The 23,794-nt window shown below is 55.2% G+C and carries 13 protein-coding genes and 1 pseudogene; 9 read left to right on the top strand and 5 right to left on the bottom strand.

Annotated features, from left to right (window positions below; all coding sequences use genetic code 11):
• Positions 1–2: 2 nt before the first annotated feature.
• From ACOQPM_RS23735 to ACOQPM_RS23710, 6 genes are all read left to right on the top strand, one after another.
• Entirely contained in the window at positions 3–332 is a 330-nt protein-coding gene (locus tag ACOQPM_RS23735; RefSeq protein ID WP_420630873.1) for a sodium:proton antiporter, read from the top strand.
• The gene (locus ACOQPM_RS23730; RefSeq protein ID WP_420630872.1) at positions 329–1,819 is read left to right on the top strand and encodes a complex I subunit 5 family protein; all 1,491 of its coding nucleotides are present in this window, start codon (positions 329–331) and stop codon (positions 1,817–1,819) included. The genes ACOQPM_RS23735 and ACOQPM_RS23730 overlap by 4 nt, the downstream gene beginning before the upstream one ends.
• 79 nt (positions 1,820–1,898) lie before the next feature.
• On the top strand, positions 1,899–2,378 hold the full coding sequence (locus ACOQPM_RS23725; RefSeq protein WP_420630871.1) for a Na+/H+ antiporter subunit E: 480 nt from the start codon (positions 1,899–1,901) through the stop codon (positions 2,376–2,378).
• 117 nt (positions 2,379–2,495) lie between these two features.
• The gene (locus ACOQPM_RS23720) at positions 2,496–2,771 is read left to right on the top strand and encodes a monovalent cation/H+ antiporter complex subunit F (RefSeq protein ID WP_420630870.1); all 276 of its coding nucleotides are present in this window, start codon (positions 2,496–2,498) and stop codon (positions 2,769–2,771) included.
• 14 nt (positions 2,772–2,785) lie between these two features.
• Entirely contained in the window at positions 2,786–3,118 is a 333-nt protein-coding gene (mnhG, locus tag ACOQPM_RS23715) for a monovalent cation/H(+) antiporter subunit G (RefSeq protein ID WP_420630869.1), read from the top strand.
• A 26-nt stretch (positions 3,119–3,144) separates the two neighbouring features.
• Complete coding sequence (locus tag ACOQPM_RS23710) at positions 3,145–4,068, top strand: calcium/sodium antiporter (RefSeq protein ID WP_420630868.1); 924 nt, start codon at positions 3,145–3,147, stop codon at positions 4,066–4,068.
• Between the two features lie 68 nt (positions 4,069–4,136).
• Here ACOQPM_RS23710 and ACOQPM_RS23705 read toward each other — a convergent pair whose 3' ends face one another.
• Positions 4,137–4,913 carry a sulfite exporter TauE/SafE family protein gene (locus ACOQPM_RS23705; RefSeq protein ID WP_420630867.1) on the bottom strand — a complete coding sequence of 259 codons (777 nt, stop codon included), beginning with the start codon at positions 4,911–4,913 and terminating at the stop codon, positions 4,137–4,139.
• A gap of 159 nt (positions 4,914–5,072) precedes the next feature.
• Between ACOQPM_RS23705 and hydA the strand changes: the two genes are divergently transcribed.
• The 3 genes and pseudogenes from hydA to ACOQPM_RS23690 all read left to right on the top strand — a co-directional run bounded on the left by hydA (position 5,073) and on the right by ACOQPM_RS23690 (position 7,256).
• On the top strand, positions 5,073–6,461 hold the full coding sequence (hydA, locus tag ACOQPM_RS23700) for a dihydropyrimidinase (protein ID WP_420630866.1): 1,389 nt from the start codon (positions 5,073–5,075) through the stop codon (positions 6,459–6,461).
• Between the two features lie 67 nt (positions 6,462–6,528).
• Positions 6,529–6,798, top strand: coding sequence for a nucleotidyltransferase family protein (locus tag ACOQPM_RS23695; RefSeq protein WP_420630865.1), 270 nt, complete (start codon positions 6,529–6,531; stop codon positions 6,796–6,798).
• Positions 6,795–7,256: pseudogene (locus ACOQPM_RS23690) on the top strand (hypothetical protein). The gene ACOQPM_RS23695 and the pseudogene ACOQPM_RS23690 overlap by 4 nt, the downstream one beginning before the upstream one ends.
• A gap of 50 nt (positions 7,257–7,306) precedes the next feature.
• On the opposite strand, the gene ACOQPM_RS23685 reads toward ACOQPM_RS23690, so the two are convergent.
• From ACOQPM_RS23685 to ACOQPM_RS23670, 4 genes are read right to left on the bottom strand one after another with little or no spacing between them, the layout of a single operon-like run.
• Entirely contained in the window at positions 7,307–8,053 is a 747-nt protein-coding gene (locus ACOQPM_RS23685; RefSeq protein WP_420630864.1) for a 4'-phosphopantetheinyl transferase family protein, read from the bottom strand.
• Complete coding sequence (locus tag ACOQPM_RS23680) at positions 8,050–17,088, bottom strand: amino acid adenylation domain-containing protein (protein WP_420630863.1); 9,039 nt, start codon at positions 17,086–17,088, stop codon at positions 8,050–8,052. The genes ACOQPM_RS23685 and ACOQPM_RS23680 overlap by 4 nt, the downstream gene beginning before the upstream one ends.
• Positions 17,089–17,112: 24 nt before the next feature.
• Positions 17,113–17,313, bottom strand: coding sequence for an MbtH family protein (locus tag ACOQPM_RS23675; protein WP_420630862.1), 201 nt, complete (start codon positions 17,311–17,313; stop codon positions 17,113–17,115).
• 27 nt (positions 17,314–17,340) lie between these two features.
• Positions 17,341–23,757, bottom strand: a complete 6,417-nt coding sequence (locus ACOQPM_RS23670; RefSeq protein ID WP_420630861.1) for an SDR family NAD(P)-dependent oxidoreductase — start codon at positions 23,755–23,757, stop codon at positions 17,341–17,343.
• Positions 23,758–23,794 lie beyond the last annotated feature (37 nt).

Genomic DNA, 23,794 nt, shown 5'->3' with positions numbered 1-23,794 from the left:
TGATGGAACTTTTGACCGCATTGGTAATTGGCTTACTGTTTGCCATAGGCATTTACCAAATCCTGCGGCGGAACGTGATTCGCTCCGCCATTGGTCTGATCATTTTATCGAGCGCGATTAACCTGTTTTTACTTAGTACGGGCGCGTTTTTGGGCACGGAACCTGCTTACGACGGCGCGGCCAATCCCAGCGACGGCTTGCCGCAGGCACTCATTCTGACCGCAATTGTGATTAGCATGGGCGGTTTGGCTTTTGTCTTATCACTACTGGCGGTGATTTCGGCGCGGTATGAAACGAGCAACATGGATGAAATTGAAAGGTTAAAGCGATGAATCATCTTGTTTTATTGCCGATTTTGATTCCGTTTTTTGGAGCGGTAATTGCCCTGTTTTTAATGCGCGCCCCACGCTGGCAAGGAATGTGGACATTGGGAGTGTTGGGGACGGCCGTAACCAGCATCAGCTATCTCTTGTGGGTGGTACAGCAAACGGGGGAACCCGTTGTGTTCTACGGCGGTGGCTGGATAGCACCCTTTGGCATCGCCATTGTGGGCGACTTGCTGGGCAGCCTGCTGGCCCTGATGAGCCAAGTGGTGCTGCTGCTGGGCACGGTCTATGCCCTGGGCGCAAAGGATAAAAACGTGCGCTACCCCGGCTTTTATCCGCTCTTCCTCATGCTAACGACTGGGTTGACGGGCAGCTTTTTAACGGGCGATCTGTTCAATCTGTTTGTCTTTATTGAGCTGCTGGTCATTTCTGGCACGGTGCTGACGGCCATCTCAGACGACAAGTTTGGCACAGAGGCTGCGTACAAATACTTCTATATCAGCCTGCTGGCAGCAACCTTTCTGCTGTTGGTTAACGGAACCATGTACGTGAGTTACGGCACGCTCAACCTAGCTGATTTGGCCGAGCGCATTGCCCAAAACCCGGAGGCCCCCTTGTTAACCACTAGCATTGCGCTGCTGATGGCTACCTTCATGATCAAAAGCGCGGTTTTTCCTTTCCACTTTTGGCAGCCAGATTTCCATACGGCCGCACCAACGGCCGTTTCTGCCATGCTCTCGTCGGTGGTGGTAAAGTTGGGTATCTACGGCTTTTTGCGAATGACCACGCTGCTTTTTGTAGAGCAGGCGGCACTCATCCAAACGCTGCTAATTGTTTTGGGCGTTATTGGCATCTTTTTTGGCGGACTGTCGGCCATTGGCACGCACAACGTGAAGCGAATGCTGGCCTATTCTACGCTGGCGCAAATTGGCTTCATTCTGGTGGGCATTGGCTGGGGAACGTCGCTTTCCATTGCCGCTGCGCTGATCTTCACCGTCAACCACAGCCTCGTTAAAGCAGCCATGCTTATGCTGGCGGGCTTTGTGGCCAGCCGCGCCTTGGTGAAGTCAGCGGCGTTTGCCGTGGTGACGGGATTGGGCAAACAATTGCCCTTGGCTGGTGTACTCTTTTTTGTGGGAGCCTTGGCCTTGGCGGGTATTCCGCCCACCAACGGCTTCATCAGCAAGATGCTGCTGTTTAACAGCGGCGTCGAGGCAGCACAGATTGCCATTCTCAGCCTGATGGCACTGGGCAGCTTGGCCACGCTCATTTACACCATGCGGGCGTTCCAGCGGATTTGGTGGGAGCCACAGGTGGATACGGCCGTTACCCTCAAACCCGTCGGCGACAGGCTAATCGCCCCAGCTTTATTGATTGGTCTGGTGATCATTCTGGGTATTTGGGCAGAACCGCTCATCGAGCTAACAGATGCCACCACGCTTTGGCTGGCGCAACCGGATTTGTATATTACGGCCGTTTTGGGTGGTGGTTAGTTTTTTTAGTGGCTGGTGGCTAGTTTCTGGTAAAAGCAACTAGCCACTAACCACTAGCTACTACTTTTTGGAGTAAACGATGCACTATATAACATTTATATTTCCTGTCTTGTTACTGTACATGCTTTTAACGGGCAACTGGGCTTTCAACAACATCATTACTGGGTTCTTTCTGGCAGGGTTGGTGGCTTTGCTGGTGCGTCCGGTGAAACGGCCGTTTGCCTGGCAGCGTCTGCCAGATGCCCTACTTGCCAGCGGCATCTATCTCGTGAGGCTGCTGTGGGATTTGTTACTGAGCGGTCTGCAAGTTGCCCACATTGTGCTCACACCGTCCCTGCCGATCAAACCAGGCATCGTAGCCATTCCCTCAGAATGCGAATCTGATTTGGGTGTGGCTCTGAGCGCCCACGCCATTACGCTCACGCCAGGTGAAATGGTGGTAGAGATTGATGAGGATGGCATCATGTACACCCACATGCTGGATGCTAGCAACCCAGATGAGCAGGTAGAGGCTGCTCAGAGAACCCGGCGGGATTTACTGAGCCGCATTTTTGTTTAGAACAAACTAGGAATTGTCATTCTGAATGGCGCGCAGCGAAATGAAGAATCCCACTCAACTTGGTAGGGATGCTTCACTGCGTTCAGCATGACAATTGCAAATTGGAGCTTTGGAACTATGGAACAACTGCTACAAACTATTTTGCAAGGCGCACTCTTCATCCACACAGTGCTGCTGCTATTTGTGGTTTACAAAGTGTGGCGCGGCAAAGAGATTATGGAGCGACTGGTTGGCGCTGACATTGTGGCTACGCTCACCATTGGCATCCTCATTTTAACGGCGCTCATCCAATCAAACGGTATTTACGTAGACGTGGCGCTTGGTTTGGCGGCGCTTGGCTTCGTTAGCACCATCGCCCTGGCCAAGTATGCGGCCGATGAGCAGATGTTTTAGGAGAAATTGAAATTATGGAAACGCTTACGCAAATTGGGGTGATTACGGCCGTACTCATCGGCACGGCATTTTCCATCACAGGCGTCCTCGGTTACTTTCGCTTGCCCGATGTCTACACCAAACTTCATGCCTCTGGCAAAGTGGGCGTATTTGGCATTGTCTTGCTGCTTGTCGCCACCATCATTGCCTCGCTCGATAATTTTAGCGCCGGGCGTGGGCTTATACTCATTTTACTTTTACTCATCACCGGGCCAGTCACCTCCCACGCCATCAGCTCCGCTGCATACCGCCTGGGCATCCGCATGGAACAAGCCATCCGTGACGACTTGGCTAAAAAATCTAGCTAACCCACAAATCTGGAGGGAACATCGCTGTGAAAACCGTACTCGATATTGTCATCATCATTGCTTGTATTGTTGCCTTGTGGCAAGGTGCAGAGCTTGTTGTTAATTCGGCCACGCGCATCGCCCGCAAAATTGGCATGTCTGACCTAGTCATAGGCCTCACCGTGGTGGCAATTGGCACTTCTGCCCCAGAATTTGCCGTTACCGTCGTTGCCGCCCTGGAAGGGCAATCGGACATTTCTGTAGGTAACGTGGTGGGTTCAAATATCTTCAACCTGGGCTTCATTCTGGGTGGTTTAGCGCTGCTCAAAGGCATCGCAACTACCAAAACGATGGTCTACCGGGATGGCGGTATGCTCATTGGCACCACCATCCTGCTCATCATCTTTCTGTACGATTTGTCCCTCAGCCGATTTGAAAGTGCTGCGCTGCTCATCATTTTGGTCACCTATGTTGGTTTTCTTATTTACCGCCGCGCCGAAAGTGAAGAACATATTCCTGAAGGGGACTTTAACTGGCTCGACGTTCCTAAATTCATTGTTGGCATCGCCATTATTGTTGCAGCGGGGCACTATTTTGTAGAGGCCGCCTCCGATCTGGCGCGGCTCATTGGCCTCTCGGAGTGGGTTATTGGGGTCACAGTTGTGGCCATCGGCACGTCGGCACCAGAAATTGCCACGTCGCTAGTGGCGTTGCTGCGTGGGCAATCTTGCATGTCTGCGGGGAATCTGATCGGCAGCGATTTATTCAATTTGCTTGGAGTTTTGGGCTTGGCTGGCCTGTTACATCCGATGGTTGTTGCCCCAGCCGCACAAAGCAGCATCCTGCTGTTGGGCGGTATGGTCGTCCTTGTGGTCATCATGATGCGTACTGGCTGGCGTCTGTCTCGTTGGGAAGGGGGTATTCTTATATTGATTACACTCGGCCGTTGGATTTTAGATTTTACGCGCTAAGTTTGTGTTAGGCATGAGGCAGGTAATGGCCAGTAACCAGGTCATTCCGCTCCGTGCCTGGCACTTTGTTAGTTAAATAGCCGCCCAATCCAGGCAAAAACGCCCAGCAGATTGGCAGCGGAGATGGTTACAACAGCAATCAGCAGCCAGCGAACGAAGTCTGCGCCTCGCTCAACGGCCAGGCGAGCGGCTACCCAGGCACCGAGTGAATTTCCAACGGCAAGCAGCAAGCCCAATCCCCACAAAACCTGCTTATTCAGCATAAATACCACGAGTGCAGAAATGGTGAATGCTAAGACGATTAGCACCTTTACGGCGTTGGCGCGTACCAGATCGTAGCCAATACCCAATACAAGCCCTGCCAATAGGAAGATACCCACCCCAGCCTGCAAAAAGCCACCATACATGCCAATGAAGAAGAAGATGACGAGTTGGAAGAGGGACGGCCGTTTCCCCATCTTCTCTAGCTCCCCCTGTAACCACCGCCTGGGGCGCAGCAAAATGACAAATAGCATGATCACCATCAACACGCCAATCGCCTGCCGCATTCGCGCCTCGTCCAAATCAACGGCAATCTGTGCCCCAATAATGGAGCCAACGATGGCAGGCGCAGACAAAATCAGCCCCCCACGAACATCCAGCATTTTTTGACGGCTAAAACTACCAACGGAAACGATATTTTGGAATAAGACTCCTACCCGATTGGTGCCGTTGGCTACGGTAGCCGGAATGCCTAAAAAGATGAGCAGCGGCAATGTGATCAGCGATCCGCTGCCTGCCAATGTATTGATGAATCCTGCACCAAACCCGGCAGCTAATACTGCCAAATAGATGTACCACGGCATAGGTTGACTCCTACTTTACAAGATTGAATCAATCTTGTGGTTTTTGGATTATAAACAGTCTAGCAAAAGTGACGATTGTTCGGGCCAATTCGATTCGTTAATTCGAAACAATCATGATAAAAATCATGCGAGAATGAGCACAATGTCAGGAGGCAAGGCATGTATGACTTGGTGATTAAGGGGGGAACGGTGGTTACAGCTACTTCGGCTTCGCTCAGCACAGGCGTTTCCACATTCACAGTAGACATTGGCATCAACCGGGAAACGATTGCCGCCATTGGGCAAAATCTGAGCGGCAAGCAAACGCTTGATGCGACTGGCAAGCTCGTCACCCCCGGCGCGGTGGACATGCACGTTCATCTGCAAATGCCCATCGGCAACTTTACCTCCACAGACGGCTTCTACAGCGGCTCTCGCGCTGCTGCGTTTGGCGGCACTACGACTATCATTGATTTTGTAGAAACACAGGCAGCCGAAACGATGGTGGAAGCCATTGCGGCTCGCCGCGCCTTGGCCGATCCCAATGTGGTGATTGATTATGGCCTGCACATGACCATCGGCCCCGGCGACATCACCAAGCTAGACCAAGTACCGGAAGCATATGCCGAAGGCTGCACCAGCTTCAAGCTATACATGGCCTACGGGCTTCGCTTGCGGGATGATGAACTACTGCGGGCGTTAACGGCCGTTCGCGACGTCAGCGGCATTCCGGTGGTTCATGCAGAAAATTGGGACGTGATCACCGAGCTTATCAGGCAAAACCTGGCCGCGGGCCACACCAGCCCTCACTGGCATCCGCGCAGTCGCCCTGCCCTGCTAGAGGCAGAAGCCGCGGGTCGGGTGATTGATATTGCCAGCTTCGTGGGCGTGCCGCTGCACATCTTCCACGTTTCCTGTGGCGAGGCTGCCGCCCGCATTGCCCAGGCGCGGCAGCAAGGGCTGCCCGTCACGGGCGAAACCTGCCCGCAATATCTGTTCCTTACCCAGGACGTGTACGATGCGCCAGGCGTGGACGGTACGCTGCCCGTTTGCTCCCCTCCCATCCGCGATCATGCTGCCCAAACCGCACTGTGGCAAGCCCTCAGCCGCAACGATCTGCAAATTGTTACCACTGATCATTGCCCGTTCACCATCGAAGAAAAAGCAACCGGGCTAGGCAACTACAGCCAAATTCCCGGCGGCGTGCCGTCTATTGAGATGCGCTTTGCCGCGCTTTATTCGCAAGGGGTTCGCCAGGGCTTACTCAGCTTGCCGCAGTGGGTGACGCAATGCTGCACCAATCCGGCCAAATTGATGGGGCTGGCAAAAAAGGGGGAAATCACGGTGGGGTACGATGCCGATCTGGTGATTTTTGACCCGGAAGCGACAAAAACAATCACGCCAGAAACATTACATGAGGCTGCGGGCTGGACACCCTACAATGGGCTAACACTACAAGGCTGGCCGCAAACAACGCTCTGCCGGGGCAATGTTGTGGTGCATGACGGAAAATTTGTGGGAGAGAAGGGATACGGCCGCTTCCTCCATCGCACCCACGCAAACTTATAACACCCACTTTGAGGAGTTCTTCCGACTCTGCTATACTGCCAATATAGATTTTGACGGTGGCTTTACGATGGGAATTTCACAAGAAAAATTAAATCGCATAACGGAAATTGCCAAATCTTACGGCGTTACAAGGCTCATCTTGTTCGGTAGCGCGGCAACCGACCCAATACAGGCTAAAGATATTGATTTAGCTTGTGATGGCGTCGCAGGTTGGGATTTCTACAGGTTGGGAGCAAAATTGGAAGAGGAGCTAGAAACTCCTTTAGACTTGGTTTCTCTCACTCCCCCAAACCGCTTCACGCGCTTGATCGAAAAACAGGGAATTGTGTTACTGTGAGTCCAGTTGAGCGGCTTCGTGAAGAAATTTCCATAGAGCTTGAAGCAATCTCGCAAGTTGTGAGCGAACTAATTTCTCTGAATCAAGATTTAGGCAAACAAGCCCCAACGATTCGCGAAAAGACCGCAGCAGCCGCATTTTTAGCTCAGTTTTACAATGGTATTGAAAATATTCTAAAGCGCATTTGCGTTTATTATGAAGTTCGCTTGCCTGAAGGTGACAACTGGCACGTTTCTCTTTTCCAGATGTTTAGTGATCCCGCTCAGGAACCTCTTCCCTCTTTATTCGACAATGAATAGGCAGAAACGTTGGCTCCTTACAGGCGGTTTCGTCATGTTGTCTTTCACAGTTATGGATTTCAGCTTGAGTGGAACAAAATGGTTCACGGCATTGAGGAAATTGAACAAGTCTTTAATACTTTTGATAACAGTGTAACCCGATTCATTTCTTCAATCTAGCTAGTAAGCTTGGAGCCTAACTACTGACCCACAAATTACCACTTACTGAATCACGGCCATTGCCAATAGCGCAATTGCCACTCTCGCCCTTCGGCGATGACGGCTCCGACGTAGCCATTGGCTGGGTTGAGATTCTCTAACCGCCAACGAGCCGCTTCTTCCTGGCTACCCTTCACCTGGAGCAGTTCGGCTGGTTCACCTGGCTTCAAGGTCACGTCGAAGGAGTCTAGCGGGCAGGAGAGCCCTTCGCCAATGACTTTGATGAACGCTTCTTTGCGCGTCCAGCAGTTGAAGAAGGCTTGGGGTTTTTGCTTGGCGGGTACGGCCGCAAACACCACCACCTCATTCTTTGAGAAAAACCGCTCCGCAATTTGTTCTGCATCGTCCAACGGCCGTATCTGCTCAATATCTACCCCCACTTCCCGATGGCGAGCAAAAGCCAGCAGCGCTACTCCCTGCGCGTGCGAGATGTTGAAGTGCAGGCCAGACGTTGCCTGTTCCGCTGCGAGTTTCGGCTTGCCGTGTTCACCGTAGGCAAACGCTATTTGGTGCGCTGGAAGCTGCAAATAGCTGCCCAAAAGCTGCCGCAACAAGCCCCGCGCCACAATGTAATGCGCCCGGTCATGGTCAAAGTAGAAGCGATTGGCACGTGCCCGTTCATCCTCGGCAAGATGCTGCCAAAACTGGTTTAGCTGCGGCTGTGGGCGATTGAGTGAAGCAACCCACACATGAAGTTCCTGGTCGGGCAAGCCGGGTCTGGCTGGCGATGGTGGCCAAGTGGATCGAAACGGGGTCATGCAAAGGGTTCCAGATGTTCCTTGAGTTTAGCGGCAACTTGATCAATATACGGCCGTTTCAAAATGCCCAGATGCGTTGATTCAACCTTGTGCAAAATGAGATCGTCCTCTGGCAAACCAGACCAACCCAGCGATTCATCCCCGCCGTTTTCCAGCGTCGAGAAAAACAGAACCGCCTCGCCGGGATACTGTTTGGGATGATAGGCATGCGTTGCTGGTTCAGAAATCACGTTCATAAAGTAAAAATCGGTCAGGCGCGAAGGCACATTTGATCGCCAACTCAGGTATAGGCACAACACCTTGCCTCGAATCTTGCGCCAATCTCGCAGCCAGGCTCGGTAAAATAGATGCCAATAAGCGACGAATCGGTTTTTGCCACTGTTCAAAATGTACCCCAGCCGTGGTAGCATGCCAAGCTGCGCCATGTTTTTCTTATGCCTCCGCAGCCGGGCATCTAACTCCTCCGGCGGCGGAGGCGGCTGTAGCTGGGGTTTGTTGCTGGGCGTGGTGGGATCAATAAAGACCAACAAGCCCACCTCATCACCAGCCCCGGTGAGCTGCAGCGCCATCTCATAAACTACAATGCCGCCAAAGCAGAACCCGCTGAGCAAGTAAGGGCCAGTCGGCTGCACCATCTTAATCTCGCGGATGTAGTGTGCTGCCATTTCCTCAACAGTTTGGTAGATGGCCTGGTGCGTGGTTGGGTCTGTTTTGGGCTGGATGCCGTAAAACGGCCGTTCCGTCCCTAAAAGTTGCGCCAAATCATGGTAATGAAACACACGCCCCGCCCCACCATGTACGCAAAAGAGCGGCGTCTTGCTGCCCAATGGCTGAATAGGCACGAGCGACGACCACTTTGCCGCTTCCTGGCGCTGACGAACGGCCGTAGCCAACTGGCGAATGGTAGGCGCTTCAAACAGTAGCGACACCGGCAAGCGCAGCTTGAGCCGCTTCTCAATGTCGGCAAATAGTTTCACTGCCTGGAGGGAATGCCCACCCATCTCAAAGTAGTTGGCAGTGGTGCTAATGGCCGGTAACTTGAGTACATCCTGCCAAATTTGCACCAACTGAGACTCCAACGCATCCTGCGGCGCTACAAACAACCCTTCCCCTACAAAGGTTGGACTATCTGGTGCAGGCAACGCTTTGCGGTCAATTTTGCCGTTGGGTGTTTGCGGGAATTTGTCTAGCGTTACAAAGGCAGCAGGAACCATATAGGCGGGTAAGGATTGATTGAGAAACGGCCGTAAATCCCCCAAATCGTCTACATTCCCCACCACGTAAGCCACTAACTGTAGACCCGCGCCTCCCTCCTGCGCCAGCACCAGCACATCCCGCACCGCTGCGTGCTGACGAATGGCTGCCTCTACTTCACCAATCTCTATACGAAAACCACGAATTTTTACTTGATGATCAATGCGGCCCAGATATTCAATACGGCCGTCTGGCAAATATCGCCCCAAATCCCCCGTTTTGTACATTCTCTGGTTGCTGTTGGCGCTAAAGGGATTGGCGATGAATTTTTCGGCCGTCAAGTCTGGCCGGTTCAGGTAGCCACGCGCCAGCCCCAGCCCGGCAATATGAATCTCACCGGCCACGCCCACCGGCACGGGCTGCAGCTGCGGATTGAGCAGGAAAATCTGATAATTGGGCAACGGCCGTCCCAAAACGGGCTGCGGCTCATCTGGGGTGAGAACGGCCGTAATCGCCCCCACCGTCCCCTCCGTTGGGCCATACCCATTCACAAAACGCCGCCCTGCCGACCAGTTGGCCACAACATCTGCTGAACACGCCTCCCCAGCCGAAACAATCGTTTGCAAGGCAGGGAAATCGGCCGGATTGAGCAAGGCAAGAGCCGAAGGTGGCAGCGTCGCCACGCTAACCGTCTGCTGCTGCATGAGGCTCACAAACGACGTCCCCATCAGCAGTGCTTCCTTGTTGGCCAGCACCAGCGTTGCCCCGTTTTGCAAGGCTCCTACAATTTCTGCCACCGACGCATCAAAGCTAAACGAGGCAAATTGCAGCACTCGGCTTTGTGGCGAGATGACCAATCGCTGCCGCAAGGCTTGCCCCAAATTCACCACGCCCCGGTGCGTTACCCCTACCCCCTTTGGGCGACCCGTTGAGCCAGACGTGTAAATAACGTAAGCCAGATTGTCTGGGGTGAGGCTGCTGGGCGGGTTGCTAGCTGGCTGATTGGCAATTTGCTCTGGCCACGCTTTGTCTAGGGCAACGGCCGTATCCTCTCCAACTGGCAGCTTGTCACCCAACGCAGATGTTGTGAGAACCAGAGCAAGCTCGGCGTCGGCCACCATGTAACTCAGGCGGTCTGCCGGATAGGCTGTGTCTAGCGGCACATAGGCTCCGCCCGCCTTTTGCACTGCCAACAGCACAATAATCATCTCAAAGGAGCGATTGAGGAAGATGCCCACTCGGCTTTCTGGGCCAACGCCCCAGCTTTGCAAGGCGTGGGCAAGCTGGTTGGCTTTGCTGTTCAACGTAGCATAATCCATCTGCTGCGAACCATAACATAGGGCGGGAGTCTCTGGCGATTGCTGCGCCCAGTGAGCCACATGCTCATGGAAAAAGCGCAATTTTGGCAGCGGGACGGCCGTATCGTTCCAATCCACCACCATCTGCTGCCACTCTGGCGAAGTGAGCATCCCAATCTGGCCCACGGGCTGCTCAGGCTGCGCCAGCAAGCCAGCCAGCAACCTTTGCCAATGCCCCAACATGCGCCGGATTGTCTCTGGTACAAACAGATCGGTGTTGTAATTTAGGCTGCAGCTTAGCTGTTCCCCCTCACGGCGCACGGCCAGCGTCAGGTCAAACTGCGCGATGCCGTTGTCTACCTCCATTGTGGCAAAAGTGAGGTTGGGCACCGATAATTCCGCCATCCCGTCCTCCTGATAAGCAAACAGCACCTGAAAAATAGGATCATAGCTCAGATTGCGCTCCGGCTGGAGCAGCTCCACCAGCTTCTCGAACGGCACATCGGCATGATCATAGGCAGCTAACGCCGTCTGGCGCACCTGCGCCAACAGCTGCCGGAACGTTTGCTCGCCATTCACCTGGCCGCGCAGCACCAGCGTGTTCACAAAGAAGCCGATCAACCCTGCCAAGTCCGGCTGCTGCCGATTGGCGATGGGCGTACCCACCAAAATATCTTCCTGAGCGGTGTACCGATGTAGCAAGACCTGAAACGCCGCCAACAGCAGCATAAACGGCGTGGTCTCCGTTTGCTGGCTCAAGGCCAGCACCTGCCCCAGCAGTTCAGGCGGTAGCAAGACGGTTTCCACCCCGCCGCGATGCGTCTTTACCGCAGGGCGCGGTTTGTCGGTGGGTAGCTGCAGCAGCGGCAGGTCACCAGCCAACTGCGCTTGCCAATAATGCAGCTGCGTTTGCAGCCGCGCACCTGCAAGCCACTCGCGCTGCCAAATGGCGTAATCGGCATATTGGATGGGCAGGTCTGGCAATGTCGGCTGGCGCTGCTGGGCAAAGGTTTCGTATAAAGCCACCAGCTCATCCACCACCACTTTGGCCGACCAGCCATCGAAAACCATGTGGTGGAAAACGAGCAGCAAAATGTGGTCAGTGGAGCTGCTCTGTAGCAGATGGCAGCGCAGCAGCGGCCCTTTTTCCAAATCGAACGGCCGTTGCACGGCCGTTTGCATCAATTCATCCAAGCTATCAGTTGTCACCTGCATGGTTTCTAGCGTAATGGGCCAGCGATTGTGGATGATTTGCTGGGGCGTGCCAGAAACGGCCGTAAACGTGGTGCGTAACCCCTCATGCCGATCAACCAATGCCTGGCACGCCTGCGCCAGAGCAGTCTCATCCAGCACACAACTCAGGCGCAGTGCCAGCGGCGTATTGAACAACGCCGTGCCGGGCGACAGCGCCTCCAAAAACCATAATCGCTGCTGCGCCAATGAGAGCGGCAGCGGATCAGCCGCAGCGGGACGGGGCAAAATCGTGGCGAATGACACCGTGCCGACCCCAGCTAACAAAGCCCGCGCCACCTGCATAACGCGCTCACATTCGTTGGGCAATTGCAGAACAGCCTCGGTTAGTTGGGCAGCGGTTGGGGCATCAAACAGCGTCCGCAACGGCAGGGTGATCTGCAATGTTTGGCGCAGCTGCGTCACCAGTTGGGTAGCCAGCAAGGAGTGGCCCCCTAGCTCAAAAAAGTTATCGTGGATGCCCACTTTGGGCAGGTTTAGGATTTCTGCCCATACATTGACGATAACGGTTTCTACTTCGGTGCGGGGGGCAACATAAGCGGTGGTGGCAACGGCCGTTGGTTCGGGCAGCGCGTGGCGGTCAATTTTACCGTTGGGCGTCAGTGGAAACACATCTAGTATTACAAAAGCGGTGGGAATCATGTACGCGGGAAGCTGCTGGGCAAGCGCATCACGCAAATCAGCCACTGCCATCGTTGTCCCCACCACGTAAGCAACCAGCTGCGGCCCCGTGCCTGCATCATCCCTGGCGAGGACAAGCGCGTCTTGCACGGCCGTTTCCCGCCGCAATGCCGCCTCAACCTCGCCCAACTCAATGCGGTAGCCGCGAATTTTCACCTGATGATCCAGCCGCCCCAAAAATTCGAGGTTGCCGTCTGGCAAGTAACGAACAAGATCTCCCGTGCGGTAAACAGTATTCAGTAAACGGTGATCGGTAATCGGTAACTGATCACCGTTTACCGACAACCGATTACCGCTCACGGATAACGGAACAAACCGTTCCGCCGTCAGTGCTGGCCGGTTCAGGTAGCCACGCGCCAAGCCAATACCGCCGACGTAAAGCTCGCCGGGCGTGCCAACAGGCACGGGCTGCTGCTCTTCGTTTAGTACAAATAGCTGCACGTTGTCAATGGGGCGGCCAATGTGAACGTGGGTATCGGCTGGGGTAAGAACGGCCGTTGTGGCACAAACCGTTCCCTCTGTGGGACCATACCCATTGATGAAACGGCGTCCGGGCGACCAGCGGGCCACCACCTCGGCTGAACAGGCTTCCCCGGCAGCCACCACCGTTTGCAAATCGGGGAAATCGGCCGGGTTGAGAATGGCAAGGGCAGATGGGGGGAGGGTAACGGCCGTAACCCCCTGCCTCTCCACCAATTCTGCCAAATCCGAGCCGGGCAGCATCGCCTCAGCATCTGCCAGCACTAACGTTGCGCCTGCCGTCAGCGTCACAAAAATTTCAGAGACGGAGGCATCGAAGCCAAAGGCGGCAAATTGAAGCACCCGGCTCTCTGACCCGATGGCAAACTCTTTGTGATGCGCCTGCGCCATGTTTGGCACGCCCCGATGCGTCACCACGACACCCTTCGGCCGCCCCGTCGAGCCAGACGTGTAAATGATGTAGGCTGCATTATCGGCCGTTACCGGGCTGGTAGGGTTTTCTTGGCTGTGTTTGGCAATTTGGGGCCAGTCGGCATCCAGTTTAATTGTGAATTGTGAATGAGCACTTGCAACTATTTCTTCTTGGGTGAGCAGGGCGGCGGGTTGGGCGTCTTCTAGCATGTAACGGATGCGCTCGGTGGGATAGGTGGGGTCTAACGGCAGGTAGGCACCTCCTGCCTTGAGGACGGCCAACGCCGCAATGACCATCTCTGGCGAACGGTTGAGGTAAACGGCCACAACGCTTTCCGGGCCGATGCCGTTGGCCTGTAGATAGTGGGCAAGCTGGTTGGCTTTGGCATTTAACTGTGCGTAGGGTATTTGCTGGTTTTGGTAGGCAACGGCCGTTTTCTCCGGCATCGCGTCAGCCACAGTTTCTACCCAGCGGTGGATGAGTTGATGGGGAACGGCCGCTCCGGTGGCGTTCCAATCTACCAGCAGCATCTGCTGCTCGGCAACGCTCAACAGTGAAAATTGATGGTGTGCTGCCTCTGGCTCCGCCGCAACTACCGCCAGCGTCCGCACCAAATAGCCCGCCATCTGCTCGATCCGAGCCGCACCAAATTCGGACCGTTTGTAGGCCAGCCGCAGCACCAGCGTGCCATCCGTAGGATGCAGTTCCGCCTCCACCGCCAAATCAAAGTTGGTATAGCCAATAAATTGCTTGTCCACGATGCTGATCTGGCTGTCAGCAGCTAATTCCCCAAATAGATGATAGTGCAAATAGTTGAATGGCACTTCAAACAGGGGCTGTCCGCCGTGCATTTGTTGAATTTCAGCCAGGGGAAAGCGGCGATGGGGCAGAATCTCGTTTTCGGTGGCAAAGGTGTGCTGGATGAGGTCTAGCCAACTGCCGGGCGCGAGCTTTTGGCGGAAGGGAACCGTGTTGAGGAACAAGCCTAACGCCCGTTTGCTGCCGCTTTGTTCAGGACGGCCGTTCATCACCAACCCGCTCAGTACATCATTTTGCCCACAGATAAAGCCCAGTACCTTCAGGTGCGCCGCCAGCAGCACGGTTTTTAGCGGCACGCCCGCCTGCTGCGCCACCGCTTTTAGCTGGGTCACCTCGTTGGCGGGGAGGACGGTTTGATAAGTGGCCGATTCCGGCAAATCATCTGCTGCGGTGGGCAGCGGCAGGCGTGGCACGGTGCTCACGCTGCTCTCGGCCAATGCCGCTTGCCAAAACACCTGCGCCGCATCTGAACCGAGAATTGCCTGCTCTGCCGCCACAAATTGCCAGAAAGCCAGGCCAGGCTCCTGCTGAACGGCTTCGCCTGCCAGCAGCCTCTGGTATGTCTGGAACAGTTCTGTCGCTAGCGAGGCAATGCTCCAGCCATCCAAAATGGCGTGATGCTCCGCCATGATCATCTGGAAGCTGCTGGTACTGCGCTGGAAAAAGTGAAAGCGCAGCAGCGGTGGCTGCGTCCAGTCGAACTTTTCGCTGATGGTTTGCGCCACCGAGTGCTCAATTTCGGACGTTTGGGCAGCGTCATCCAGCCCGCGCAAATCGTGCAAGGTTACGGGGATTTGCACTTGCGACCAAACAAGTTGCAGTGGCTCGCTGAAGCTAGTGAGATCGAAGCTGGTGCGTAAAACGGGGTGTCGCTGGGCGAGTTGCTGTACGGCCGTTGCCAGCAGCTCCCCCTCAAATTTCCCCTCAATCTGCCAATTAGTTACGTTATGGAAAACCGTTGTCTCCGCTTCTAGCTCAGAATGAAACAGCATCCCAGCCTGCAGCTTGCTCAGTGGATAGGCATCTTCGACAGCAGGCGGCAGCTTGGCACGGTCTGCGGCGTTGATCAGGCTAAACGGTTTTGGCGGAACGGCCGTCACATCTGCCTCGGCAATTTCTAATTGTTGAGCCAACTGTGGCAACAAGCGAGCAATCGTTTGCAAATTGAACAAATCTGCCAGCGAAAAGTGCAGCCCCGCCTGTTTGGCCTGCACCAAAATCTGGATGGCGTTGATCGAGTCACCGCCCAGGCCAAAAAAGCTATCGTGGATACCAACCGGATTCACGCCCAGCACCTCTGCCCAAATCTCTGCCAGCGTTTCTTCCTGAGTAGTGCGCGGCGGGGCGTAGGGCTGGGGCAGGTCTGGCCGCACGCTGGCTGGCGCGGGCAACGCTTGGCGATCAATCTTGCCGTTGATGGTCAGCGGCATCCTCTCCAGCCACACAAATCGCGCCGGAATCATGTAGTCTGGCAACTGCAGGGCCAAAAAGTCGCGCAAACCCTCTGTTTGCGGTGCGGGGGCTTGTTCGGCGGTGAGGTAGGCAATAAGCTGCTTGCTGCCTGCGGTTTCATGGACGAGTACGGCCGTTTCCCGGACGTTCTCATGTTGTCCCAGCACCGCCTCAATTTCGCCCAGCTCAATGCGGTAGCCGCGAATTTTCACCTGGTGATCAATGCGTCCCAAAAATTCAAATTGGCCATCTGGCCGGCAGCGGGCTAAATCTCCGGTGCGGTACAGGCGGCTGCTGGGAACGCCGCTGAACGGGTCTGGTACAAATTTCTCGGCGGTGAGAGACGGCCGTTTCAAATAACCACGCGCCACACCTTCGCCACCAACGTACAGTTCGCCAACCTCGCCTTCCGGCACAAGCTGCATTTGCTCATCCAGCACGTAAAGCTGCGTGTTGGCGATGGGCTGGCCAATGGGCACTGTGCCAGTCAGGGCGTCCTCCAGCACAATCTCATAGACACAGCAGCCAACCACCGTCTCTGTGGGGCCATATTCGTTAAAGAGGCGGGTGTGGGGAGCGTGTTTACGCCAAAAGGCAAGCTGTTCGGCCGTTAGCTGCTCGCCCCCAATCACGAATGATTGCGTGGCCGTGGCTGCCTGTTCGGCTGGCACAATCTGGTTGAGCAGCAGCAAATGGGCAGGCGTGATTTTAACCAGGCCAAACCCACCTGGCTGGGTAAGGGCTTGCCCCAGCAAATTGCCCACATCCCCCTCCAGCAGCAGGTGCACCGGCTGCCCGGCCAGCAGCGGCACAAACAGGCTGGTCACGGTCAGGTCAAAGCCAACGGAAGAGTGGACGGGCGCACCGCCAGCCTGGGCTGGATACGCCGCCACTGCCCAATCCAGGTAGTTGGCCAAGCCGCGATGGGTGATCATCGCTCCTTTGGGCTTGCCGGTGGAACCCGAAGTGTAAATAACGTAGGCTAGATTTTCCGGCTGAACTGTTACCATCACATCGTCGTCGGGCAAGAGGGATAAGATGTATTCAGATTGATCGAGCAAGATGACTTTATTTTGGGCAGCAGCGGGCAGCTTGTGGGCTAGCTGGGAGTTGGTGAGGCAAACGGCCGTTTCCGCATCTGCCAGCATGTACTCAATTCGCTCAGGGGGATAGCCAGGATCAACGGGCACATAGGCTGCCCCAGCTTTTAGCACCGCCAGCAGCGCCACCACCATCTCCACAGACCGATCCAAATAAACAGCCACGGCCGTCTCTGCCCCTACCCCCTGTTTTTGTAGCAGGCGGGCGAGTTGATTGGTACGGCCGTTTAGCGCCGCAAAAGTCAATTGCTCAGTTTGGGTGCAAACAGCCGGAGCCTCAGGTGATTGATGTGCTTGCCTTACAAAACGCTCCGGCAACGAGGGATTTTCTACGATGACGCGATTCATATTTGGTTGGGGTAGCTCTAAAAACTATGACGAGGCGTGTTGACGCACGCTGAGGGGTCTCATGTCTGTCCATACTTGGTTGATGTACGCCAGACAAGCCTCCTTAGACCCCACCTGCCCGACGGCACGCCACCCATTGGGGATGGTTTGCCCTGCAGGCCAGATTGAGTATTGTTCCTCATGGTTAATAACGACTGTAAACAGATATTCTGGTTGTTTTTCCATGATTGATCTACCTATACTCTCCCGCTTTTACACGACAGCCCTGTCAATACTCAGCTTCAACATCCGGGCTAGTTCAGCCACGTATGGCTCCTTGACAATATTGTGTGTACCGTGAATGATGTGAACGTCCAAACCGCCCTGTGCCAGCCGCGACCAACCAATTCCTTCACCATTGGGATTGCTCACTTCCGTTTCGCTGGCGCGGAATAGCGTTACGCGGCCAGGATATGGCTTTGGCTTGTGGTTGTTCACCAAATCTACGTGAGCCTTCCACAAGTAGGGCGAAATGAGTGATTGCGGCAATGTTTGCCCAGCCCGCAGCATCCGGCGCACGCGCCAGAACAAGCGGTATTTTTGCAAATCCTTACGTGCTAACTGCATTTTGATGCCCGCCCAGCGTCTGAACAAGCGCAGCTTAAAAATGAGCCCTTCTCCATACTCTGTCATATCTTTGTTGGTGGTTCCGGCAATGCTGTCTGGCCCTTCTGCCATACGCAGCACGTTTTGGCGCCGACGGGCGAATTCTGGGTTGTGCGTGTCTAGCAAAGCCACCAGCGCCACCTCTTGCCCCTGGGCGTGAAGCTGCTGGGCCATCTCATAGGCCACTTCGCCGCCCATCGAAAAGCCGCCCATCATGTAGGGGCCTTCTGGCTGCACAGCGCGCATCTGCTTCACATATTCGGCCGCCATCTCTGGCAACGTGGCAAATGGGGGCTGCTTGCCATCTACGCCCCGCGCTTGCAGACCATAAAATGGTTGGTCTGGCCCCAGGTAGCGGGTGAGATCATAAAAGTTCAGCACATTGCCAAAGCCACCATGTACACAGAAGAACGGAATCCTGTTTCCCTTAGACTGAATGGCAACCAGCGGCGTCCATTCGCCAGAAGCACGGCGACGCTTGCGCTCTTTGGGTTGGGCTGATTCTCGAGCAGCTTCCACGGGTACGTCGTACTCCGTATGCAACAAATCGGCGCATTCAGCGATAGTTGGTGCCTCAAACAGTGTCGCCAGGGAGAGATCCACTGCGTAGGTTTTTTTGATTTTGGCAAAAAGCCGCACGGCGATGAGTGAGTGACCGCCTAGCTCAAAGAAATCATCGTGGATGCCAATATCGGTGATGCCCAGCAGTTCTTCCCAAATTTTGACCAGGTTTTGCTCTAGTTCGTTGCGCGGCGCTTCGTAGCTGCTTTGCAGTTCTGGCCGGGAAAGTTTGAGGCCACCATCGTCGCCATCGTCCTGCTCGCTGTTGGCCTGGTCTACCAAGCCTTGCAAATCCAGCGAGGTAACAATCATTTGCGGCGGCACTTTGTGGCTGAGGATGCGGCCGAGGGCTTCCATGCCTTCGGCGGGGGCGATACCATCCGTCAGGGCTAATTGCAGCAGGCTGGGTTCAGCGTCGGCAGCAGCGGCCGTTTCGCCACCACCTCTATTCTGCTTCTTGCCATTCACCATCGTTTCGTAGCTCACTCGCTTGAGCATGAATTCGTTAATCTCGACGAGCGAACGGCCGTCTTCATCCATAATCGTTACGTCAAAGGCGGGGACTTCTTGGTGGTTACGGCCGTCTTTGTTGTGGCGCACATGGCTGTAAATGCGTCGCGGCAGCGGCCCATGCACCTGCACCTTTTTGTACGACAGTGGCACGTAAAAATCGTCGCTACTTTCGTAGCCATCCACCAACGGCAAGCCCGCACTGGTCGCTAAATCCATCAACGCCGGGTGCAGAGAAAAGCTGTCCAGGTCGCCGCTGAACTGCTCCGGCAACTCCAGCATGGCCAACACCTCATTTTCGCCGTAGCAAACCTGCCGCAGATTCTTCCAGCGTGGGCCAAAATTGAGATAGGCTTCTTGCTTGGTTTCCTGCTCCATTGGTGCGTAGCGTACTTCACGCAGGTTGCAGCGGGTCGCAATTTCCTGGATGCTGTGGGTGGGGTGCTGTGGCGAACGGCCGTTTTTCACCTTACCACGCACATGCTCTTGCCAAGTGTATTCTGGCGTGCGGCTGGTAACAGTGAAGCCATAGCCCGCGCCGTTTTTCTCTAGCGAGACGCGCACTTCACGGGTTTCATCCTCATAAACTTCCAGCGGCGACAAGAAAAACAAATCCTCAATCTCTACCGGGCCGTTGGGGGTTCCCTTCTCCAGCGCAGCTTTGGCAATTTCCAGATAGCCCGTGCCGGGAATGAGTGCCTCGCCATCCTTAATGCGGTGCTGATCCAAAATCCAGTGCGTGTCGGTACGGTAGTTGGTGGCGTAAACAATCTCATCCTCAGATTCCACGATGATTTTATCCAGCAAAGGATGAGGGACATCGGTGCCAATGGATTGCACTTCATCTGCCATGCCCAGGCGCACGGCCGCATCCACCGCCATACCCACTTCTTGCCAAACACCCCAATTCACGGCGACGGCAAACGTTTGGGAAGCGGCCGTTTTGCTCTCGGCAAAAGCGTTCAGGAAAGCATTGGCCGCCACGTAATCCACCTGCCCGGCCGCGCCAATTTCTGTACTGGTGGAGGAAAATAGCACAAAGAAATCAAGCGAATCATCAGCTAAATATTCATCCAGCAGCAACGCACCGCGTGCTTTGGGAGCCAGTACGCGCCCCGCCTCTTGCGCGGTTTTGAGCTGGATCAAATTGTCATCCAGTACGCCAGCCGCATGAACAACGCCGTCGATTGTGCCAAAACGGTGCTTGGCCTGGGCAATGGCTTGCTTCACCTGCTCTCGGTTGGTCACATCAGCATCCACCACCAAAACCTCAGCACCAGCGGCTTCTAGTGCCTGAATTTTCTGAATGCGGCGGCTGGTTTTGTCCGTCACGGTGTGATTTTTAATCCAGTCAGCCCACATCTCCCGCTTGGGCAACCCAGAGCGGCTCAACAGCACCAGCTTTGCCTGCGCCGTCTCTGCCAAATGCTCGGCCATGACCAAACCAATGCCGCCCATACCACCGGTGATGAGGTAGACGCCGCCTTGCTTGATGCGCGAATCGTCCAGATTGGCTTCTGGCTGGGGTGCAGCTTCAAACTGCTGCTGCCAGCGACGGCCGTTCCGGTATGCAAACAAACCATCCTGGGGTTCCGCCAACAAATCCGCCTTGATGAGCGTGGCCAATCCCTCAATTTGATCTGGCAGCAAATTGGCTGGGAGTGCCAAATCCACCAGTCGCGCCGTAACGCCAGGAAATTCGCGGGGCATCACCTTGATTGGCCCCAGCAGGGTGGCTTTGTCTGGGTAGGGAACCTGTTCGTCGTCTATGCGCTGGCTGCCGTTGGTAACGGCCGTTACGTCCAACGTCCCCGGCAACCCCTCTTCACCTAACGCCTGCGCCAAAAAGAAGAGACTGAAAAAACCCAAATCCTGATTTTGATAATAAACCTGCGTCCGGTCTGAGTCTTGTAACTGGTTGAGCGTCCACAAATGAGCCACGCGCTGAGGTAGCAGCGACCGACCGGCCAACTCCTCCACCAACGTATCGTAATCAATACGCGCGCGGGGATTCACTTCATAAGTAAATTCACCAAGCTGGCGGAACTGCTCACCCACCGTCACGGCGAGAACCGTATGCCCAGCAGCTTGTAGCTGCTGCTGCACCTGCTCACCAATGCCCAATTCATCCTTAAACAGCAGCCAGGTGATGGGTTCCACCACGCCCGCAGACGGTTTGTCAGTAAGCTGCCAACTGCGCTTGTAAAACCAGTCTTCCAGTTCCGGCATCTTGGCCAAGACGCTTTTGGTCACTTCTGCCCCGCTAAACAAGGTGTTGCCCGGCTCAATCCAGTAGCGTTGACGCTCAAATGGATAGGTTGGCAGCGGCACGCGGTAGCGCACCTCGTCGGCGTAAAAAGCAGCCCAATCGGGCATGACACCCGTCAGCCAAAGGCGACCCAGGCTGGTAAGGGCAAATTGCAGGTCAGACAGTTCTTCTTTGCGGTGGCGTAGAGAGGCAACGGCCGTATGCGTTTTATCCTTTTCCGGGTGCATTCGCAGCAGCGAACTGAGCGTCTGGCCAGGGCCAACTTCCAGAAATACGCGATTTGGTTCGTCCAGCAGCGTCGTCAGACCATCGGCAAAGCGCACCGTGTGGCGCAAATGGCGCACCCAATATTGCGGATTGGTCGCTTCTTCTGGCGTAATCCAGTTGCCAGTTACGTTGGAAATGAAGGGCATCGTTGGCTGGTTAAACTGGATTTTTGCCAGTTCGCGGCCAAATTCGTCTAAAATGGGATCGAGCATAGGTGAATGAGCCGCCACGTTAATACGTACCCGACGGTACTCCACTTCTTGCTCGGCTAGCACTGCTTCCAGTTTTTCCAAGGCAGCGACTTCACCAGAAACCACGCACAGTTCCGGGTTGTTAATCACGGCAATAGACAGCCCGTCGGCCAGATAGGGCTGCAACGCTTCCTCAGTCATCGGCACGCTGATCATGCCGCCTTCGGGCAGCGTTTCAAACAGTTTGCCGCGCAGCGTCACGATGAAGAGCGCATCTTTCAATGACAGCACACCCGCTAGGCAAGCGGCCGTGTATTCACCCATGCTGTGCCCGGTCATAGCGGCGGGTTCAATGCCCCAGGAACGCCACAATTGCGCCAGGGCGTACTCGGTCATGAAGATGGCAGGCAGGTTGCGGGACGGCCGTTTCAACTCCTCAGTCGCTTGTTCCAAATTCTCGTCGGTGGGGAAGATCAGTTGGCGGAGGTCTGTGTTCAGATGCGGCCGTACCAACGCCAAACATTCATCAATCGCCTTGCGGTAAACCGACTCCGTCTCGTACAAATCGCGCCCCATGTTCGGGTACTGCGCCCCGCCGCCGGGGAACATAAAGACCACCGACGGTTCTGCATCGCCAGCCTGTTGGGTCATAATCCGCTTGCGGTCGCCATCGGCCAAAACTGCGGCCGCATCGGCAGCATCTTGCACAGCGACAACGCGACGATGGGGCATCGGCTGACGACCCACTTGCAGCGTGTAAGCCACGTCTGCCAGCGGCACATCCGGGTTTTCTTGCAAAAAGCGCGCCAATTTTTGGCTGGCCGCATCCAAAGCGTTTTTGCTCTTGGCAGAAAGCTGTAAAAGCTGCCAGCTTCGGGAATCGCTCGATGGCTCAAGCAGCGGTGCTTCCTCTACCACCACATGAGCATTCGTACCGCCCACCCCCAGCGAGCTAATGCCTGCCCGCCGCGGCGAACCGTTACCCTCCCAATCACGCAGCTCGTGATTGACAAAGAACGGGCTGTCTTCCAAATTGAGCATGGGGTTGGGGTTGGTGAAGTTGAGGCTGGCTGGAATTTGCTTGTGCCGCAGCGACTGAGCTACTTTGATGAAGGCTGCCACGCCTGCGGCCGTATCCAAATGCCCAATATTTGTCTTTACTGAACCCAGACCGCAGAACTGCTTTTCATCCGTCGTTTGGCGGAACGCCTGGGTTAAAGCCGTCACCTCAATCGGGTCGCCGATGCGGGTGCCAGTGCCATGAGCCTCCACATAATCAATCGTGCTGGCATCAATATTTGCCAGGGCAATCGCCTCGGCAATCGCTCCTGCCTGCCCATCCACGCTGGGAGCCAGGTAATTCACCTTGCCAGAGCCGTCGTTGTTTACGGCCGAACCCTTGATAACCGCATGAATCGTGTCGCCATCCTCAATGGCATCCGCCAGGCGGCGCAGTGTCACCACACCCACGCCACTGCCAAAAATCGTCCCGTCAGAATCCGCATCAAAAGAACGGCAGTGACCGTCGGATGAGAGAATTTCGCCATCCTGGAAGAGGTAGCCCTGCCGATGTGGCATCTCGAGCGTGACCCCACCAGCTAACGCCATGTCACATTCGCCACTTAGCAAACTCTGAGAGGCCATGTGGATGGCCACCAGCGAAGTCGAACAGGCGGTTTGCACATTCACGCTGGGGCCGCGCAGGTTCATCAGGTAAGAAACGCGCGTCGTCAGGAAGTCTTTGTCGTTGCCCGTGTGGCGCAGCAGGAAAAAACCAACAGACGCCACCAAATCTGGGTTGGTGAGCAGATTGTAGGGCATGTAGGCATTGTGACCAGAGCCGCCAAAAACGCCAATTGCGCCGTCGAACCGCTCCGGATCATAGCCAGCGTGTTCCAGTGCACTCCAAGCCACTTCAAGGAAGTTGCGATGTTGCGGATCCATAATGGCCGCATCGCGCGGGCCAAAACCAAAAAAGCTGGCGTCAAATTTGTCCATATCGTCTAGCGGTGCGCCAGACTTCACATAGTTGGGATTTCGCAGCAATGCCTCTGGCACGTCAGCTTCCCGTAGTTCTTCATCAGTGTAAAACGTGACAGATTCCACGCCGTCACGTAAATTGCGCCAAAAAGTTTCTATGTCTTGCGCGCCAGGAAAACGGCCAGCCATACCAACGACGGCAATTTCTGTGCCTTCCAAAGCGTCCAAGATGTCCTGATTACTCATATTGATCCTAACGTTTTGACCCTCACCCTAACCCTCA

It is taken from the genome of Candidatus Leptofilum sp., from assembly GCF_965223525.1.
Classification (GTDB): domain Bacteria; phylum Chloroflexota; class Anaerolineae; order Promineifilales; family Promineifilaceae; genus Leptofilum.
This window is presented reverse-complemented; position numbering and strand designations above follow the sequence as displayed.